Source organism: Syntrophus sp. (in: bacteria) (assembly GCF_040768185.1).
Lineage (GTDB): Bacteria > Desulfobacterota > Syntrophia > Syntrophales > Syntrophaceae > Syntrophus > Syntrophus buswellii.
Window position 1 is genome coordinate 463,522 of record NZ_JAXGNC010000001.1, and the last position, 17,363, is coordinate 480,884.

General features: G+C 54.4%; 17 protein-coding genes and 1 tRNA gene. All 18 read right to left on the reverse strand.

What is annotated here, in order from left to right:
• Positions 1–7 precede the first annotated feature (7 nt).
• A complete protein-coding gene (locus AB3175_RS02200; RefSeq protein ID WP_367359298.1) occupies positions 8–1,705 on the reverse strand; it encodes a secretin and TonB N-terminal domain-containing protein in 1,698 nt (565 codons plus the stop codon).
• 117 nt (positions 1,706–1,822) lie between these two features.
• Complete coding sequence (locus AB3175_RS02205) at positions 1,823–2,356, reverse strand: pilus assembly protein PilP (RefSeq protein WP_367359299.1); 534 nt, start codon at positions 2,354–2,356, stop codon at positions 1,823–1,825.
• A complete protein-coding gene (locus AB3175_RS02210) occupies positions 2,325–3,044 on the reverse strand; it encodes a type 4a pilus biogenesis protein PilO (RefSeq protein ID WP_367359300.1) in 720 nt (239 codons plus the stop codon). The genes AB3175_RS02205 and AB3175_RS02210 overlap by 32 nt, the downstream gene beginning before the upstream one ends.
• A 3-nt stretch (positions 3,045–3,047) precedes the next feature.
• Positions 3,048–3,599, reverse strand: a complete 552-nt coding sequence (locus AB3175_RS02215; protein ID WP_367359301.1) for a PilN domain-containing protein — start codon at positions 3,597–3,599, stop codon at positions 3,048–3,050.
• On the reverse strand, positions 3,596–4,678 hold the full coding sequence (pilM, locus tag AB3175_RS02220; protein WP_367359302.1) for a type IV pilus assembly protein PilM: 1,083 nt from the start codon (positions 4,676–4,678) through the stop codon (positions 3,596–3,598). Before pilM ends, AB3175_RS02215 begins: the two co-directional genes overlap by 4 nt.
• Positions 4,679–4,733: 55 nt before the next feature.
• Positions 4,734–5,000, reverse strand: coding sequence for a septum formation initiator family protein (locus tag AB3175_RS02225; RefSeq protein WP_367359303.1), 267 nt, complete (start codon positions 4,998–5,000; stop codon positions 4,734–4,736).
• Positions 5,001–5,134: 134 nt separating this feature from the next.
• On the reverse strand, positions 5,135–6,307 hold the full coding sequence (locus AB3175_RS02230; protein WP_367359304.1) for a homocysteine biosynthesis protein: 1,173 nt from the start codon (positions 6,305–6,307) through the stop codon (positions 5,135–5,137).
• Between the two features lie 11 nt (positions 6,308–6,318).
• A complete protein-coding gene (gene dut / locus AB3175_RS02235) occupies positions 6,319–6,777 on the reverse strand; it encodes a dUTP diphosphatase (RefSeq protein WP_367359305.1) in 459 nt (152 codons plus the stop codon).
• 25 nt (positions 6,778–6,802) lie between these two features.
• Positions 6,803–8,920 carry a polyribonucleotide nucleotidyltransferase gene (locus AB3175_RS02240; RefSeq protein ID WP_367359306.1) on the reverse strand — a complete coding sequence of 706 codons (2,118 nt, stop codon included), beginning with the start codon at positions 8,918–8,920 and terminating at the stop codon, positions 6,803–6,805.
• Between the two features lie 288 nt (positions 8,921–9,208).
• A complete protein-coding gene (gene rpsO / locus AB3175_RS02245) occupies positions 9,209–9,475 on the reverse strand; it encodes a 30S ribosomal protein S15 (protein ID WP_367359307.1) in 267 nt (88 codons plus the stop codon).
• 129 nt (positions 9,476–9,604) lie between these two features.
• Positions 9,605–10,537 (reverse strand): tRNA pseudouridine(55) synthase TruB, encoded by a 933-nt coding sequence (gene truB, locus AB3175_RS02250; protein ID WP_367359308.1) that lies wholly within the window; start codon positions 10,535–10,537, stop codon positions 9,605–9,607.
• Positions 10,538–10,541: 4 nt separating this feature from the next.
• A complete protein-coding gene (locus AB3175_RS02255) occupies positions 10,542–11,510 on the reverse strand; it encodes a bifunctional oligoribonuclease/PAP phosphatase NrnA (protein WP_367359309.1) in 969 nt (322 codons plus the stop codon).
• Entirely contained in the window at positions 11,482–11,853 is a 372-nt protein-coding gene (gene rbfA / locus AB3175_RS02260; RefSeq protein ID WP_367359310.1) for a 30S ribosome-binding factor RbfA, read from the reverse strand. The genes AB3175_RS02255 and rbfA overlap by 29 nt, the downstream gene beginning before the upstream one ends.
• 78 nt (positions 11,854–11,931) lie before the next feature.
• Entirely contained in the window at positions 11,932–12,270 is a 339-nt protein-coding gene (locus tag AB3175_RS02265) for a DUF503 domain-containing protein (RefSeq protein WP_367359311.1), read from the reverse strand.
• 80 nt (positions 12,271–12,350) lie between these two features.
• Positions 12,351–15,110, reverse strand: coding sequence for a translation initiation factor IF-2 (gene infB, locus AB3175_RS02270; RefSeq protein WP_367359312.1), 2,760 nt, complete (start codon positions 15,108–15,110; stop codon positions 12,351–12,353).
• A gap of 64 nt (positions 15,111–15,174) precedes the next feature.
• Complete coding sequence (gene nusA, locus AB3175_RS02275) at positions 15,175–16,437, reverse strand: transcription termination factor NusA (RefSeq protein WP_367359313.1); 1,263 nt, start codon at positions 16,435–16,437, stop codon at positions 15,175–15,177.
• Between the two features lie 168 nt (positions 16,438–16,605).
• Positions 16,606–17,091: a ribosome maturation factor RimP gene (gene rimP, locus AB3175_RS02280; protein WP_367359314.1), complete on the reverse strand. Its 486-nt coding sequence runs from the start codon at positions 17,089–17,091 to the stop codon at positions 16,606–16,608.
• Positions 17,092–17,259: 168 nt separating this feature from the next.
• Positions 17,260–17,334, reverse strand: a tRNA-Gly gene (locus AB3175_RS02285).
• Between the last annotated feature and the right edge of the window lie 29 nt (positions 17,335–17,363).

Below are 17,363 nucleotides of genomic sequence, written 5' to 3' on the forward strand. Positions count from 1 at the left end.
AAACTCATTACGGCTTGCCGATAAGACTCGCCTTCGCCACTGACGGAGTCTCAACATCCGGTATAATTTTTGGGGTCACAAAGATCAAGAGCTGCTTCCTCGTCTTATCGATGCTCTCTGATTTGAAAAGCCAGCCCAGGACAGGGATCTTGGAAAGCCATGGCACCCCGCTCATCCCCCTGTCGTCGGTCGTTTTGGAAACACCGCCAATGACCACGGTCGTGCCGTCTTCCACAACAACCTTGGAATCCACTTCATTTTTAATAATGGGGATATTTCCATTCAACTCTGACGCTTTTGAATAATCCCCCCGGTCGTTGGTGGCATTGATGAGCATGGAAATCCTGCCGTCCGGCGTAATGGTCGGGGTCACTTCCAGCTTCAGCAAGGCGTCCTTGAAACTGACCTTTGGGTAAGAGGCCCCCCCCGAGGCTTCATAAGTGGTATAAGGAATTTCTTCACCCTGTTTGATGGTTGCCTTAACACCGTCCATCGTCGTTACTTTGGGAGTGGAGATGATCTTACCCGAACTCGTGGATTCCAGCGCGGCGATCTGTGCCTCCAACACGGCATTGGCACCGCCGATGACAAAGCCCAGGGTCGGCGTTCCAACAAGAGCCCCCGGCAGGTTAACGGCTGCCTGCGACCCGGCGGGAGAGGCGGTTATTCCTTTTGGATACGGATAAGAGACAGGGTTCGTTTGCCCCTCTGTTTTATTCGTATTGGTACCCCATGCCGTCTGGGAGGAATAGTCTCCTACGCGGGCAGTAAACTTCCCTCCCCATGAAACTCCAAGATTTCGCACAAAGTCATCGCTTGCCTCGACAATTTTCGCCTCGATGGCGATTTGCCGAAGCTTGCCCTTTTCAGCCAGGAGCTGCTGTTCCCGTTCTCTTCGGGCCACCTCCGCCTCGATCTGATCCTTTTCGGCAGCTTTCCGCGCCTGCTCATCCTTTTTCTTCTTTTCCAGGGTCATGACGCTGATGACGTTGCCCATTTCCTTTTTCGCCATGCCGTAGATATCCAGGATGGTCTCAAGGGCCTGATCCCAGGGAACATCCTTCATGTGAATGCTGACGGCCCCCTTCACATCCGGCCCGGCAACAATGCTGACTCCGCCCGTCTCCGCCAGCAGACGAAGAACCGCGCGCATGTCGGCATCCTGAAAATCCAGGGATATTTTCTGAGCACCACGCCTGACTTCGCCAATCCCACCGTTGGGTGGAATATTCCCTGTTTCCTGATTGTCCGCCAGTTCGGCCTCTTGCGAATTCTGGGGCGAACGGTAAGCGGCTTTTGCCTGGGCCACTTTTTTCATCATGGCAGATTTTTCTGTTTCTCCCAAGGTGGCCACATTGAAATCCAGGATGACGTTTTGCCCCTCCTGACGCACACTGTAGGGAACCGGCTTCTGCAGATCGATGGTGGCATAAACCCAGGGAACGTCCTTGATGGTCTTCTGCTCGGCGAGGACCTGCCTGATATTGATCATGGCGTCATCATAAAATGGCCGAAGAAGGAGTTCCGGTACCTGCAGGTTTTCCATTTTCAGCAAAACGGCGCTTCCCGGCTCTTCATCCACCTTGAACTTCGAAATCTTGGTGGCAATAAAGGTGACCCGTTCCCTGCCCTTTATCTGGTCCAGGGTGATATTTTCAAGATTTCCAGCATCCAGGGCCGATGTTACGGCACCGTTACCTTTCACGGCGGCCTTCTCAACTTCGACATTTTCTGCTGAAACCCCTGATGGAAAAACCCACAAGGAACTTAACAACAAAGCAATTCCCAATAGCTGCCCTATTTTTTTCATCTCATCCTCACTTCATTCCACTTTTTGAAGCTTCAACGGAATAAGCTGCGTCTTATACTGCCCTTTTCCTGCCGCTATTCTCTCTTCAACAATCACGCGATCTTCTAAAATCCCGATGACCTGCCCTCCATTCAGACCGATGATGGTCCCAACGGACAAAGGGAAAAAATTACCGCGGGCATTGGTCACAATCGCCGTTCGGCCCTGATCTGTCCCTGCAATTCCCACCAGCCTGAATTCATTTACGGATGCTCTCTGCAAAGGGAAGATGGACAGGGGCTTCACTTTCTTCACAGCCTTCCGTTTTTTTAGAGACAGGTCCTTTTCGACAAAAGGTTCAAAAGGATCGGGCTTCCTTGAGAAGTTGTAAGAAGCGTAGCTGATTGTAAACGGCTCTCGCGTTCCTGAAACTCCAGGATCGGTTACAGACTTGGGTGAGAATGTCGCACCCCACCCCTGGGCTGTTCCGATCGTCAGACTCAAGAACACGCCGACGATGAATGCGCCGGAGAATCTACGGCTTTTCTTCGATCTTCTTCTTCGCATGTTCATCCTTCTTTTCCAGAAACATGTAGGTCTTTACCAGACAGGCCGTGTTCAGGATGCGACCCGTTCCCTTGGATTCCTTGGACTCTTCTATCAGAAAATCTTCAATGTTGACAATGCGGGGCATCCCGGCCATCTTCTGAAAAAAGAGTACGGTGTTATGATAACGGCCGACAACACCCATCTTCACAGGGATTTCCTCGTAAAATCCCCCAGCTTCCGGAGTCTTGCCACTGGAGGCCTTATCGCCCGGCTTATGATCGGCCGCTTTGGGCTCATTCCCTTTTGCCGCTCCCTGCTTGCCGTCACCTTCCTTTGCATCGGCAGACTTCTCAACAGGTTCAAAATGAACGGATTCAATGCCGGCATTTTTTCCAGCCATGGCGATCTCGTAAAGCAAAGAGGGCATATCCTTTTTTTCAGGAAGCTTGGCCATTGCCACTTCAAATTTCTGCTTCAGGAGCGCCACTTCCTTGACGTATTTCTGCTTCTGACTGGCAATGCGCTGCTTTTCTTCCACTTTCCGAGAAAGCTCTTCGGCCTGCGACTTCAGATTTGCCCGAGTTTCCAGCGCAGTGGAAAGGAAAAAGGACCAGTATAAATAACCGGCCAGCAGCAGGAAAACCCCTGCCAGGAGCGCTTTTTTCTGCGGAGAGAGCTTTTTGATATCATCCAGCGAGATAGCCATGGATCAGATTCCTTGTTTTTTAATCTTGCAGTTCAAGACAAACTGATGGAATTTCATTCCCGAATATTCCTTCTGTGTGGAGGAAACCAGATCGACAGCCGAGAGAAAACTTCGGCCTTCCAGATTTCTCATAAAACGTGACAGAACCATATTGTTCCGGGCAACCCCTTCCAACCTCAGATCCGACTCTTTGAGGATTATCCGGTCGATCCAGGCATCTCCGATTGGAACGGAGGAGTTCAGATCGTTCAGATAACGAACCGGAGCCAGCCGATTCTCTTCCAGGCGGGAAATAACGGAAAGCTTCTTCTCAAGGACATTTTTGTCCTTCTTGAAAATCTCAACCTCGCCGGCAATTTTATTCAGCCTGGCCAGGACCTCTTCCTTTTCCTTAATATCCCCTTCATAGCTTCGAATGCTGGTAATCATGAACAAATGGATGCCGCCAAGGATCAGAAGAAGAGCCAGGAAGGAACCGCCGAAAAGAAAAACCTGCTTTTGAAGACCGGCTTGCTTTTTTTTCTCTCGATAGGGAAGGAGATTGATCCGAATCATTTATCCTCCACCCGACGCAGGGCCAGACCCATACAGACAGCCAGAGCAGGCCCGATCTGCCCAACCAGAGAAGCGTCGACATATTTGTTGTTGATGTCAATTTTTTTAAAGGGATCGAAGACTTCCGTATCAACACCAAGCCTTTGCTGAAGGTCCTGTGCAATGCCGGATAACTTGGCGCCGCCACCTGAGAGCAGGACATTCTTGATGTAATCCCCACCGAAGGTCGATCGAAAGAATTCGATGGAGCGCTCAATTTCCGCACAAATAGGATCGGCATATCCCATGAGGCTCGCCGAAAAGTCATCAGCGCTCAATCCGCTTCCATCAGGCCCCTCTGTCTTGATCCGCTCCGCCTCATCAAAGGAAATCCCGAGCCTTTCCGCCAGAGATTCCGTTACGATATTTCCGCCCAGCGTAAAATCCCGGGTGAAAATGGAGGCGTCGTTCCTGACGACGTTGATGTTGGTGATAGAGGCGCCAATGTTGACGAGGGCGACAATATCATTCTCGTCAAAATCATAATTTTCCTCATAGACGGTTTCCAGTGCGAAGGAATCCACATCCATGATGACGACCTCCAGTCCCGCCGCTTGAAGGGCATCCGTATAGCTGTCGATAATGTCCCTTTTCGCAGCAACAAGCAATACATCCAACTGATCGGAGTTGTACTCATTTTCACCAAGGATCTGAAAATCAAAGTTGACCTCTTCCATGTTGTCGAAGGGCAGATACTGCGCGGCATCCTCACGGATCATATCGCGCATTTCCTCTTCTTCCATCGTCGGAAAGCCTACTTTTTTGATGATGACGGAATGGCCGGAAAGGGAGGTGACAATACCCTTTCGGAGATGGCCCGATGTTTTGAAAAGTTCTTTGACTTTTGCCGCCAGCAGGGAGGAATCGTTGATGATACCGTCGACGATGATGCCCCTGGGAAGAGGAATCTGTGAAAAGCGGTTCAGGACATAGCCGCCTTTAGGCAATTCCAGAATCTCGGCAAGCTTCAGTGAACTTGAACCGATGTCAAGACCTGCAAGATGCCTGCTGCCCGGAAATAAACTTTTGAAGTCTAGCAAACTTTTGAAGTCCAGCATCGCATACCCGGAAGAAAAGTCCTATGTGTTGAATCCTCTATTTGGCGAACTGATAGACCCTGTCGCCCTCTTTCACCATTCCCAACTCGTTTCTCGCAATGGTTTCCATGTAGGAAAGGTCATCCCTGAGCAATGCAATCGTGTTCCTCAGTTGAACATTCTGAAGAACGATTTCCTGGTTTTCTTTTTTCAGGGAAGAAAGCCGTTTCTCCATCATGTAATTGTCAAGCAATCCGCGATTGCCGAACGTGATGAGCAATCCCATCAGAAAAACAAACAGGGCAAGATATCGACCGATTTTCATTCGAACGTTCTCCTTGTTTCAGAGTTTGGGAAGGAAACCGTAAGAAACGAATTATCTGAGGCAGTCGAATTCGTCATGTTCCTGTAGTGAAGAAACTACAATCACAAATTATGCCATACTACATCAGATAATTCTTAATCTACGGCAGGAAGGAGTTGTTGTGGTTCACCCAGGAGAAAATTACCGCGTTCGATCTCTTCCTTGAGAAATTCACAGATCTCCCGGGCTTTGTAATAACTGGAGAGAGGGGCCGTTGAAACCTTTTTGCCGTTTAATTCAATGCCCCCGCTACGTAGATCTTTATAGCTGACTTCCCCCAGACTTTTGGCCGCACCCTTGGGGTAGTCCATGCCATAATCATAAATCTGGGCATAGAGATCCTCATCCTTGACCGCGGTGTAACGGGCCATTTCCTCATCAAGGATCGGGATCGGGATACCGATGCCGACATACAGCGATACCCCGTAGCCCAGAATACTCGCCCCCACCAGCCATTCGGGGCTCATTTCCCTGAGGTTTCCGATCGTGGCGATCGTTGCGGCGCCTTCCTTGGGCACTCCGTTCTTTCCCCGAATCACATTGGGATTGTGCTGGGTCCCCGGCCAGGCGACAAAGCCCTGGGCGCCGCCGAGAAAGATTCTTGTTCCGATACCGATGGTTCTGTAGTAGGGGTCATTAAAGAGGGGACTGAGCTGGCCCGATGTGGCATAATTTGCATTAGCCATCCGGGGTCGGAGCACTCCCATGTAGGTGTAAATGGTCTTGTCCGACATATTGACGGCGCAGTTATAATTTTGATAGGCATTCCGGGGATTGAAAAGGATGGCGTCGCGGAGATCGTTCAGGGTGATGTTTTTTTCAAACTTCCGGGATGGATAGCAATCCGTGCCGTAACCCTCCGCCCTGAGGCGAATCAGATTCCCCGAAACAAGATCCTGAATGACGTGCCCTCCGCCGTAATTGAATTCGCCGGGATAGACACTGTTGAGCGGATCGCCTTCCACAACTTCCGTGGCGCCGAGATAACAGTCTACGGCCGCAATGCCGCCATAGGCAGGAACGTCATTAAGCCATACTCTGGAGGCACGAATTTTTGGCGAAGTGTGTCCGAAATTGAGGAAAGCTCCCGAGGAGCACATCGGGCTGAAGGTCCCGGTCGTGACCACATCGATTTTCCTAGCCGCTTCGACATCGCCATGACGCGCCACGACGTCGATCATCTCCTCGGCGGTCACGACGACAGCCTTTCCCTGCTTTATCTTCTCATTGATCTCCTGATACGTCTTGTGGACTCTGTGCCTCTTCATGACTTCAAACCTCAGGATGTGCCGGAATGGCCAAAACCGCCGTTTCCCCGGACTGTGGATTCCAGGTCGCAGGATTCAGTCCAGGCTGCCCGGTAGACGGAAGTAACGACCATCTGGGCAATACGGGCTCCCCGGGAAATCAGAAAGGGTTCTTTGCCATGGTTGATCAGCAGGACGCCGATTTCCCCCCGGTAATCGGCATCGATCGTACCGGGGGAATTGACCAGCGTAATGCCGTGCGTTAAGGCCAGGCCGCTGCGCGGCCGGATCTGGGCTTCGAACCCCTCCGGCAACGCGATGATCAGACCCGTGGGAATCAGGGCCCTCTCCCCCGGACCGATCAGCACGTCCTCCGTTACGGCCGCATGGAGATCCATTCCAGCCGAACCTCCCGTCACATACCGCGGCAGGGAAAGTCCTGAAAAATGGGGAAGCTTCCGAACGGGGATCCGGATCTCTTTCAGCGCCATGGGCCGCCCACAAAATCCGCAGAAGTCACACCTCTGCTCCCAGGGCATCCTTTCGACTCAAGCGGATTTTACCCTGTTTGTCCACTTCCAGAACTTTGACGATAACCTCATCGCCTACGTGGACAATCTCCGTCACCTTATGGACCCGCTCCTTGGCCAGCTGGGAGATATGGAGCAACCCCTCGGTGCCCGGTAATATTTCAACGAAAGCGCCAAAATCAACAACTTTTTTGACGGTCCCGCGGTAGATTTTACCCACTTCCGCGTCTTCCGTCAGCCAGCGGACCATGGCAATGGCTCTGGCCGATGCCTCCATATCGCTGGATGCAATGGTCACCGTGCCGTCATCTTCCACGTCGATGGTTACCCCTGTCTCGCTGACGATCTGGCGGATATTCTTTCCGCCCGTACCGATGACGGAACGTACCTTTTCCGGCCGGACCTTTACGGTGGTAATCCGGGGGGCATAGATGGAGATCTCCTTCCTCGGTTCGGATATGGTCTCCCGGATCTTTCCAATGATGAAGAGCCGCCCCTCCCTCGCCTGAGCCAGAGCCTTTGTGAGGATATCCCGATTGATCCCGTCAATTTTTATGTCCATCTGCATGGCGGTGATACCCTTCCGGGTTCCACAGACCTTGAAATCCATGTCACCGGAATGATCCTCATCCCCGAGAATATCGGAAAGGATAACGACCTGATCCCCTTCCTTGAGAAGTCCCATGGCAATGCCCGCCACCACGTCCTTGACGGGAACGCCGCCATCCATGAGACAGAGAGTGCCCCCGCAGACCGTGGCCATGGACGAGGATCCGTTGGAGGAAAGGATCTCGGAAACAATGCGGATGGTGTAGGGAAACTCTTCCTGGGAAGGAAGCACCGGCATCAGGGCCCTTCTGGCCAGATTGCCGTGTCCGATTTCCCGCCGCCCCGGGCTTCTCAGCGGCTTGGCTTCACCGACACAATAAGGGGGAAAATTGTAATGGAGGATAAAGGCACGCGTCTCTTCCCCGGCAACATAATCCAGCCGCTGCTCATCCGATGAAGTTCCCAGTGTTAGAGCCGCCAGAGACTGGGTCTCTCCACGGTTAAAAAGGCCCGAACCATGGGTCCTGGGCAGAACCCCCACCTCCGCACTGATGGCGCGGATATCCGCATGGGATCGGCCGTCGATTCTCGTTCCTTCCCCTAGGATCATGTCCCGGACAATCCGTTTCTCCAGGGCTTCAAGTGCGGCCGCCACCGGTCCGCGCAATCCCGCATCCTCCGATGTCATGCTCTTCAGAACAGCCTCCCGGATAGAATCCAGGACGGCATGACGGTCCAGCTTTCTCGCTATCCGGTAGGCCTCTTTCATCTTCTCCGCGGCTTTTTCCGTAACTGCCGCCACCAGCGATTCGTCAATCTCGACAGCGGAAAAAGGCCTCTTCGACCGGCCGATCGCCGCCCGGATCTGATCCTGCAGCATCATAACGGGCCGCATGGATTCCAGCCCGAACTCAATGGCCGAAACGACGGTTTCTTCCTCAATTTCCCGGGCACTGCCCTCCAGCATCACCAGGTTGACATCGAAGGGCCTGCCGTCCGTTCCCGGCTCCACCTTCCTGCCGACGAGGAACAGATTCAAATCGCTCCGCTCCTGTTCCTCCGTGGATGGATTGCAGACAAACCGGCCATCCAGCCGACCCACCCGAACACCTGCAATGGGCCCCTTAAAGGGAATGTCGGATATTTCGAGGGCAGCCGAAGCCCCCAGGAGGGCAGCCACATCCGAGTCGTTTTCGTTATCGACCGAAAGCAGGGTCGCCACAAGCTGGGTTTCATAACTGTACCCTTTGGGAAACAGCGGGCGGATGGATCGGTCGATCACCCGCGACGTCAGGACCTCCCGCTCATTGGGCCGCCCTTCCCGCTTGAAAAATCCGCCGGGTATTTTACCTGCGGCATATGTCATTTCCTGATAGTCCACGGTCAGGGGAAGAAAATCCACCCCCTCCCGGGCCTTCTTGAGGGAAACCGCCGTAACCATCACAACGGTGTCTCCATAAATCACCATGACAGCGCCGTCTGCCTGGCCCGCGACATAACCTGTTTTTACGGAAATATTTCTACCGGCGAATTCCGCACTGAATATTGTACTCATCCTTAAAAATCCTCTCTCCAGACCCGATCTTCAGAAAAGAAAAATCCCCGCACGCTCCCCTTGTGCATATCCCCCTCGACAAGACGGTGGATCGTCCCAATTCCAGGAAGCAGCGAATTTCATGTCCCCCCTGCTTCGGGCGATTTTTTCGGTCAGGGCACTACGGATCAGGGAGTAAGGAGTAAAGCCGGAGGCGTAAAGCCGAAACTTAAACGGCAAACAGCCCCAGCCTTATACCCCAGGCTTTACCGCTTACTCCGCACTTATGCCCCATCGCGAAAATGTTGGTTATTTTCTCAACCCAAGACGCTGAATAACCTGCCTGTACCGCTCAATATTCTTATTCTTCAAATAGTCCAGAAGCCTTCTTCGCTGCCCGACCAGCTTCAACAGACCCCGTCGGGAATGATGGTCCTTTTTGTGGATCTTGAAGTGATCCGTCAGGTATTCAATCCTGGCACTCAGAAGCGCAATCTGGACTTCAGGAGATCCCGTATCCTTCTCATGCAACTGATAATTCCCAATGATGCTTTCTCTTCGATCCGAACTTAACACGGTTTTTTATCCTCCATAAACAATTTGATCTCTGCAATCGACAAACCGACCAGCGGCACCTTCCCTTGCGCTGATCCGTTTTATAGCTTCATGAACGGGACATTCCGGATTTCGGCATCCTTCCAGGCCTTAATCGCGAAAAACCCTCAAAATTTTCGCAGCCGGCTGCCCCATCTCCAAAGCGGTCAGCTGGACCGATGGACACAACAGTCTGGCTACGGCAACCAGCCCCCCATCTGAAGTGAGAAACTTTACCATATCTCCATTCTCAAGGGAAGGAATATGATAATCCCTCAAAGCGGGTCCATCGGGCTGGCAGCCTTCACGGATCCTTTCCGCCAGTTCCCCGCCGATTTCGATGGCCGCCATGTGCAGAAGGCCGTCGCTCAGGGAAATCACTCTGGCCGCCAGGATTTTTTCCCGTTCCTCCGCGCAAACTTCCTCCAGCGAGACAGCCGCCTCCAGAGTGAATTGACCGCTCCGCAGCCTCCGCAACCCGGCAAGGCACCCCCCGCAGCCCAGTCGCTCTCCCAAATCGGCGCAAAGTGTGCGGATGTAGGTTCCTTTCGAACAGGCGACCCGAAAACGGACATAGGGAAATGAAATCTCCTCCAACACCGTGGAATAAATTCTGACGGTGCGGGGGGGGAGAGAAACGTCAATCCCCTTTCTTGTCCAGGCGTAAAGCGGTTTCCCCTTATATTTGACGGCGGAATACCGGGGGGGCTCCTGAGTCATCTCACCGGTCAACCCGCCCAGAGCCTCCCGGATCGCGGCTTCATCCACTGCCGGATTCCGGCGTCCTGTAATCCGCCCTTCGATGTCCAGGGTGTCCGTCGTCACCCCCAGCAGCATTGTAGCCCGGTATTCCTTATCGTCCTGGGAAAGGAACTGAACCAGCTTGGTTGCCTCGTCCAGGCAGATGGGAAGCACTCCCGTGGCCAGTGGATCAAGCGTACCGGAATGCCCCGCTTTCCGGACTCCCAGGATCCGCTTGACCTCTGAGACAGCCTTCTGTGACGTCTTTCCCGGCGATTTATCCAGGATCAGAATGCCGTTCATCTGTTCAAATTCCGTCCCGTATCACATCCAGGACCCGGGAATAAACCGTTTCAAAGTCGCCCTGAATGCGACAGGCGGATGCATTCCTGTGGCCTCCACCATCAAAGGCGCGGGCCACCCGCTCCACGTTCACCTCGCCCTTGGAGCGGAAGCTGACCTTGAAAGGTCCATTGTGCTGTTCGCTGAACAGAGCCGATACCTCTACCCCTGAAATCGATCGGGGAAGGTCGACAAAGCCTTCCGTATGTTCCGGGACAGCCCCTACGGCCTGCATGTCCTTCTGCCAGACCACCATGTAACCGAACCGCCCATCCAGATCGAAGGTCAGCGTGTCCAGGGCTTTGGACAGCAGCCTGATTTTGGCCAGGGGGTTGTTCTCGTAAATATTCTCCGATATTTCCTGGGGATCGGCGCCCCAGCCGACCAGATTCCCGGCGGCGATCAATGTTTCCCTTCCGGTAGTCCCGTAATGAAACCCCCCGGTATCCGTTAAAATGGCCGCATAGAGATTGGTCGCAATGTCCCGCGTCACGGAACATCCCATGCGGGATATCAACCGGTAGATCAGTTCACCCGTTGAGCTCGCCCGGGGGTCAACATAGGAAAACTCGGAGAACATCGAATTGGAGATGTGATGATCGATATTGACGAGTGTTCCAATGCGGGCAATCTTTTCAGACCCCCTGCCCACCCGGCTCAGATCGCTGCAGTCCACGATAAAGGCCGCGTCATACCGAGAAGCACAATCGGCGGGGAGCTCCTGGCGGATCACCTGGCTTCCGGGCAGGAACCGATAGTTCTCCGGTGTTGCATCCTGGTTGTAAACGTCCGCTTCTTTTCCCGTTTGCCGGAGCAGGCCATAAAGAGCCAGCTCCGACCCAACGGCGTCACCATCCAGCCGTTCATGGGAAGAAATGAGGAAGGTCCTGGAACGATCGATAATATCAAGAATCCGATCCATCATTCTCATCATCTCTGTGAATTTCTCTTATAAGCCGATCAATCCGGCTTCCATAGGCAAAGGAGGTGTCCTGCCTGAAAATGAGATCCGGCACATAGCGCAGTTTCAATCGTTTTCCCAGTTCCCTCTTGATGAAGCCGCCGGCCTTCTGCAGACTCTCGAGTGTTTCGGGGCTGCAGAAATCCTCGCCCATCTCCACGAAAAAAATCTTGGCAGTGCGCAGGTCATCGCTCATCTTGACCCCGGTAACCGTCAGCCTGCTGACCCTTGGATCGCGGACCCTCCTCAACAGGATATCCGCAAGCTCCACTTTCACCAGATCCGCCACACGATCCGCCCTCTTAAACTCCAACATGCTTTCGACCACCTTTTCTGTCCTGAGAGGCCTGTAGACGGAATCCGGGACGAAGCCCCGGTCCGGCACAGATGACCGTCATTCGGATCCATATTTGCCGGCAGATTCGTCGAAATGCGGCATGGCGTCCGACAGAGAAACGATTTCGATCCTGCTGCCCAGCACTTCGGCCAGTTGGAGTTCCTCGATAAAGGAGAGGATGCAATCCACCTTTCCGTTCACGTAGCGCGTATCGTTTCCCACGACGCAAAATCCGACTTTTGCGCGCTTCCAGGAGTCGTTTTCGCCGATCTCAGCGATGGACACGTTGAAGGTATTGCGCGTCCGCTGAAGGATCCGCTTCAAGACCCCCCGTTTTTCCTTCAAAGACCGGCATTCTGCAATCCACAGTTCAATCAGTCCCGATCCGATGACCATCGTAACATCCGCCTCACGGTATGCCCCTGTCTCGCGGCGGCGAAGCCTCTAGAATTCACACATTCCCTTCAGGTCTGAATTCACAGCTTGCGCTCCACTTTTTCATTGACATAGGCTTCGATCAGGTCGCCCACCCGGAGGTCATTGAAGCCCTCAATGCCGATTCCGCATTCAAAACCGGCCAGCACTTCCTTGACATCATCCTTGAACCGCCGCAGGGAGGCGATCTTCCCGTCAAAAACGATGACCCCGTCCCGAACCAGCTTGGCATTGCTCTTTCGAACCATTTTTCCGTCGGTCACAAAGCTTCCCGCCACGGTGCCCACTTTGGGAACCCGGAACAGATCCCGAACTTCGGCCCGGCCAATGACCATTTCCCGGTATTCGGGTTCGAGGAGCCCTTCCATGGCCGCCCGGACGTCGGCAATGACATTGTAAATGATGTCGTAGAGCTTGATGTCGACACCTTCCACTTCCGCCAGCTCCGTGACCCGGGCGTCAGGCCGGACATTGAAGCCGATGATGATGGCATTGGATGCCGACGCCAGCATGACATCCGTCTCCGTAATCGCCCCGGTGGAACCATGAATCACCTTCAGTTTGATGTCGTCGGTGCTGAGCTTGGTCAGGGCATCCGCCAAGGCCTCCAGGGATCCCTGCACATCCGCCCGGAGGATGACATTCAGCTCTTTCACGCCTTCCTTCATCTTTTCATACAGCTGCTCCAGGGTGATCTTCGAGGTCGCGGAAAGCTCCCGTTCCCGTTCCTTTCGCAGCCAGTATTCTCCAATGCTGCGGGCCTTCTTTTCATCCTCGACGGCGTTAAATTCCGCACTTGCCTGGGGCACGCGGGAAAAACCGATCACCTCGACCGGCGTGGCCGGGCCGGCCACCCTGATCCGACGCCCTTGGTCATCATTCATGGCCCGGACACGCCCGTACTCCGTCTTGCTGACAAAGGCATCCCCTTCATGGAGAGTCCCCTCCTGGATTAAAACCGTGGCTACCGGGCCGCGCCCGCGATCCAGACGGGCTTCGATCACCACGCCACGAGCCGGACGGTCCGGATCGGCCTTCAGTTCCAGGATATCCGCCTGCAGCAGGATGAGCTCCAGGAGTTCCTCTATGCCGATTTTCTGCTTCGCCGACACCTCGCTGAAGATGGTATCTCCCCCCCACTCTTCCGGAATAAGGCTGTATTCCGTCAGCGCCTGCTTAATCCTTCCCGGATCGGCTTCAGGCTTGTCGATTTTATTGATCGCCACAATGATGGGCACGCCGGCCACCTTGGAGTGATTGATTGCTTCCACCGTCTGATCCATCACACCGTCGTCGGCCGCGACGACCAGGACCACGATGTCCGTCACCTGAGCGCCACGAGCACGCATGGCCGTGAAGGCTTCATGTCCAGGCGTGTCGAGAAAGACGATTTCCCGCCCCTTGAGATTCACATGATAGGCCCCGATGGCCTGGGTGATGCCTCCCGCTTCTCCCTCGGTAACCCGCGTTTTCCGGATGGCATCCAGCAGCGAAGTCTTTCCGTGGTCCACGTGCCCCATGATCGTCACCACGGGTGCCCGGGGTTTCAGATTTTCGGCGGCGGATTCCACTTTGAACATGGATTCGTCGTACTCCATCCCCACAGGCTCCACCTGATAGTCAAACTCCGTGGCGATGAGCGATGCGGCGTCAAAGTCAATGGACTGGTTAATGGTCGCCATGAGTCCCATCCGCATGAGCTTGTTGATGACCTCATTCGCCTTGACCCCCATTTTCTTGGCCAGATCCCCCACCGTAACCGCTTCGCCGATCCGGATCCTTCGTTTGATCGCCTTCGGCACGGTGATCTCCGTCTTCTTCATCTTGGCGGCGGCCTTTTTCTCTTCCTTCCAGCGGCCCGGCCTGGCGACCCGTTCGACGGTTTCTTCTTCGATCGTCTTACGGAAGTCCTTTTTATCCGGAGCCTTTTTAAGGGCAGGCTTCTTCTTGGCGGGAGGCAGTTCCCGCACCGGCACTTCCTCGGGAATCTTCGGTTTTTTCTTCAGCTTGTCCGCCTCGGTCTTTGGAGCTTCCTTTTCCGGTGGCGCCGCCGGCCTGGGAGCGGCCCCGGTCTCAGGCCTCCTGGCCTCGCCCCGCTGCGGTGCCTGCCTTGCAGGAGCTTCTCCTCCGGCAGCGGCACGGGGTGCCGGCGGCCTTCCTTCCCGCCTCCCAGGCGGAATTCTTCCCACCTCCCTGCCAGCAGCCTCGGCACCTTGCGCCCTTGCCGGCGCCCTCTCCTCTTCCGGAACACTCTTCGCCACCGGGGGCGTCTTCCCAGGCTCCGGAACAATCGGCTCTTTCGGCGCCTCTTCCTTCATTTTCTCAGGGATTACTTGTTTCTCCTCCCCGGAAATTTCAGGAGTTGGAGGAATCGGGGACTTTTTCGGTGGAATCGCCGGAGTTGGCAGGGGTTTCTTAACGGCCGGCAAAGGTTCCCCTTCCGGAACCGCAGGCTGGGACTCGACAACTTCAACGGGTTTCACTTCTTCCGGGGGTGCAGGCTTTGCCGGCACTTCTTCGCGGACGGCTCTCTCTGCTTCTGCAGGGGGCTCCTCGGCAACAGGCTCCTCCTGGGGAACATGCACAGCTCTCCGCCGGATGACGGTCGTCTTGATCCGCTGCTCCACCATCTCCGTGGCTCCCCGGGCATGGAACTCCTTGATAACGCGTTCCACTTCGTTATCTTCCAGCGTTCCCGAGTGGGACTTTACGGTGATACCGAGTTTTTCCAACCGAGAGATCAGCTCCTTGTTGTCGATACCCAGCTCCCGGGCCAACTCGTAAACCCTCTTTTTTGACATGCTTGAAACCCCCAGCGCTTCTATGTTTGACTCCGCATATTATTGTAAATACACCAAAATTTCCTCAAGTTTCCCTTGGGGCGGCAACCTCTTCATCGATGATCCTTCCCGCCTCCTCGATCCAGAGCTGCGCGGTTGACTCCTCGACCCCCGAAAGAGCCGACAGCATCTCACAATCTGCCGCAGCGATCATGGCGACACTCTTCAAGCCCTTGCCGAAGAGCAGCTCAGCGGTTGCCTCCTCCATTCCGGGGATCTTCAGGAGGTCTGAATACCCGGGGCTATCCTTCTCGGCCTCAGCCGATTCGCTTTTGACATCAATCTTCCACCCGGTCAACTTTACGGCTAGGCGCACATTCTGCCCGTTCTTCCCGATAGCAAGAGACAGCTGGTCGTCCGGAACAATCACCTCCATCGCATGATTCGCCTCATCCATGATCACGCGGCTCACCTTCGCCGGCGAGAGGGCGCTGCTGACATATTGCACGGCATCATCGGAATAGGGGATGATGTCGATTTTTTCTCCCCGCAACTCCTGAACAACACTCTGGACACGGGCCCCACGCATGCCGACGCAGGCCCCGACAGGATCGATGTCCTTGTCCTTCGTCCTCACGGCAATTTTGGCCCGCTTGCCCGGCTCCCGGGAAACATTGATGACCTCGATCAACCCCTCGTCAATTTCCGGAACCTCGACCTCGAAGAGCGATTTCAGGAAATTGGGATGCGTGCGGGAAAGCAGGATCTGAGGCCCCTTGGAAACTTTTTTTACGTCATAGATGAAACTGCGGATCCGGTCCCCCCGCTTGTAAGACTCCCGGTGAATCTGTTCGGACACCGGGAGCACCCCCTCCGCACGGCCCAGATTGACAATGATGCTCCCCGCCTCGAACCGCTGCACAAAGCCATTGACCAGCTCACCCTTGCGATCCTTGTACTCGTCGTAGACATTGTCCCGTTCGGCATCCTTCACCCTCTGAACAATAATCTGCTTGGCGGTCTGAACGGCGATGCGTCCGAACGTGCTCGTCTCGATCTTCATCCCGAGGCTGTCACCCGGCTCAGCCTCCTCATCCAGATCCCGGTGGGCAACCTCCAGGGAAATCTGCATATCCGGATCAGTAACCCTTTCAACCACCGTTTTAAACTGGAACACCTCGATTTCGCCCAGGTCCTCGTTGTAATGAGCTTCGATATCCACATGGGGCCCCAGCTTCTTCCGCGCCGCCGTCAGCATCGCCGTCTCAAGGGCCTCGATGATGATACTCTTATCCAGTCCTCTATCCTTACCCATCTGTTCGATCAGACGTTTAAGTTCCGGAACCATGAAATTTTCCTCCACCTCTCTATTTCAATCGCTTTTTTTTGGCCGCCTTTTCCAGTGGCAGAGAGCGCAACACGAAATGCCATCGATGCAGGCTGAAAACAGTGATCTGGTTCGATGCGACGCCTGTCGGGCGATTTTTCCGTCAGAGTCGTCCCAGCCGGGATTTCCTTAATCGAACCGATAGATCAGATTCGCCTTGACAACCAAGTCCCTGGGGATTTGATACAGTTTGGAACCCATCTCAACCACCAGCACTTTCCGACCTTCCTCTTCCCGGAACTCAACCAGCCTGCCCCGGAAATGGCGGATGCCCTCCACCTTCTGTTCCAGCCGGACGCTTACATCACACCCCTGATAGAGGACAAAATCCTTGTCCCGGACGAGGGGTCGATCGAGGCCGGGCGACGATACCTCCAGGGTATACGGACCCGGGGGAAGATCATGAACATCCAGGAGATCACCGAGCTGACCGCTGATCCCCGAACAATCGTCCAGGGTCACTCCGCCTTCACGGTCCATATAGATCCGGACGATCCACCGGGTCTTCATGCGCAGGCACTCCACCTGGATCAGTTCGAAGCCTTCAGACTCCAGAACCGGTTCCACCAGGCGCCAGATGTCCTCCCGGAGTTTTTTTACATATTCACTGGCCATGAGTTCGATTCAACGATTCTGCTCGACAGGGAACCTCATAAAACAAAAAAGTGGGCAACTGCCCACTCCAGAAGATCCGACAATGACTTAGGAAGATTCCCGAACAACGCCACAGCAACAGATACACTGCTTTCTCCGACATCACAAATCACCCGGAGGGGAATATCATGGAGCGGGCGATGGGACTCGAACCCACGACGTCCAGCTTGGGAAGCTGACATTCTACCGCTGAATTACGCCCGCCTTGAAAAATACAGGAAAAAGCTTGCCTA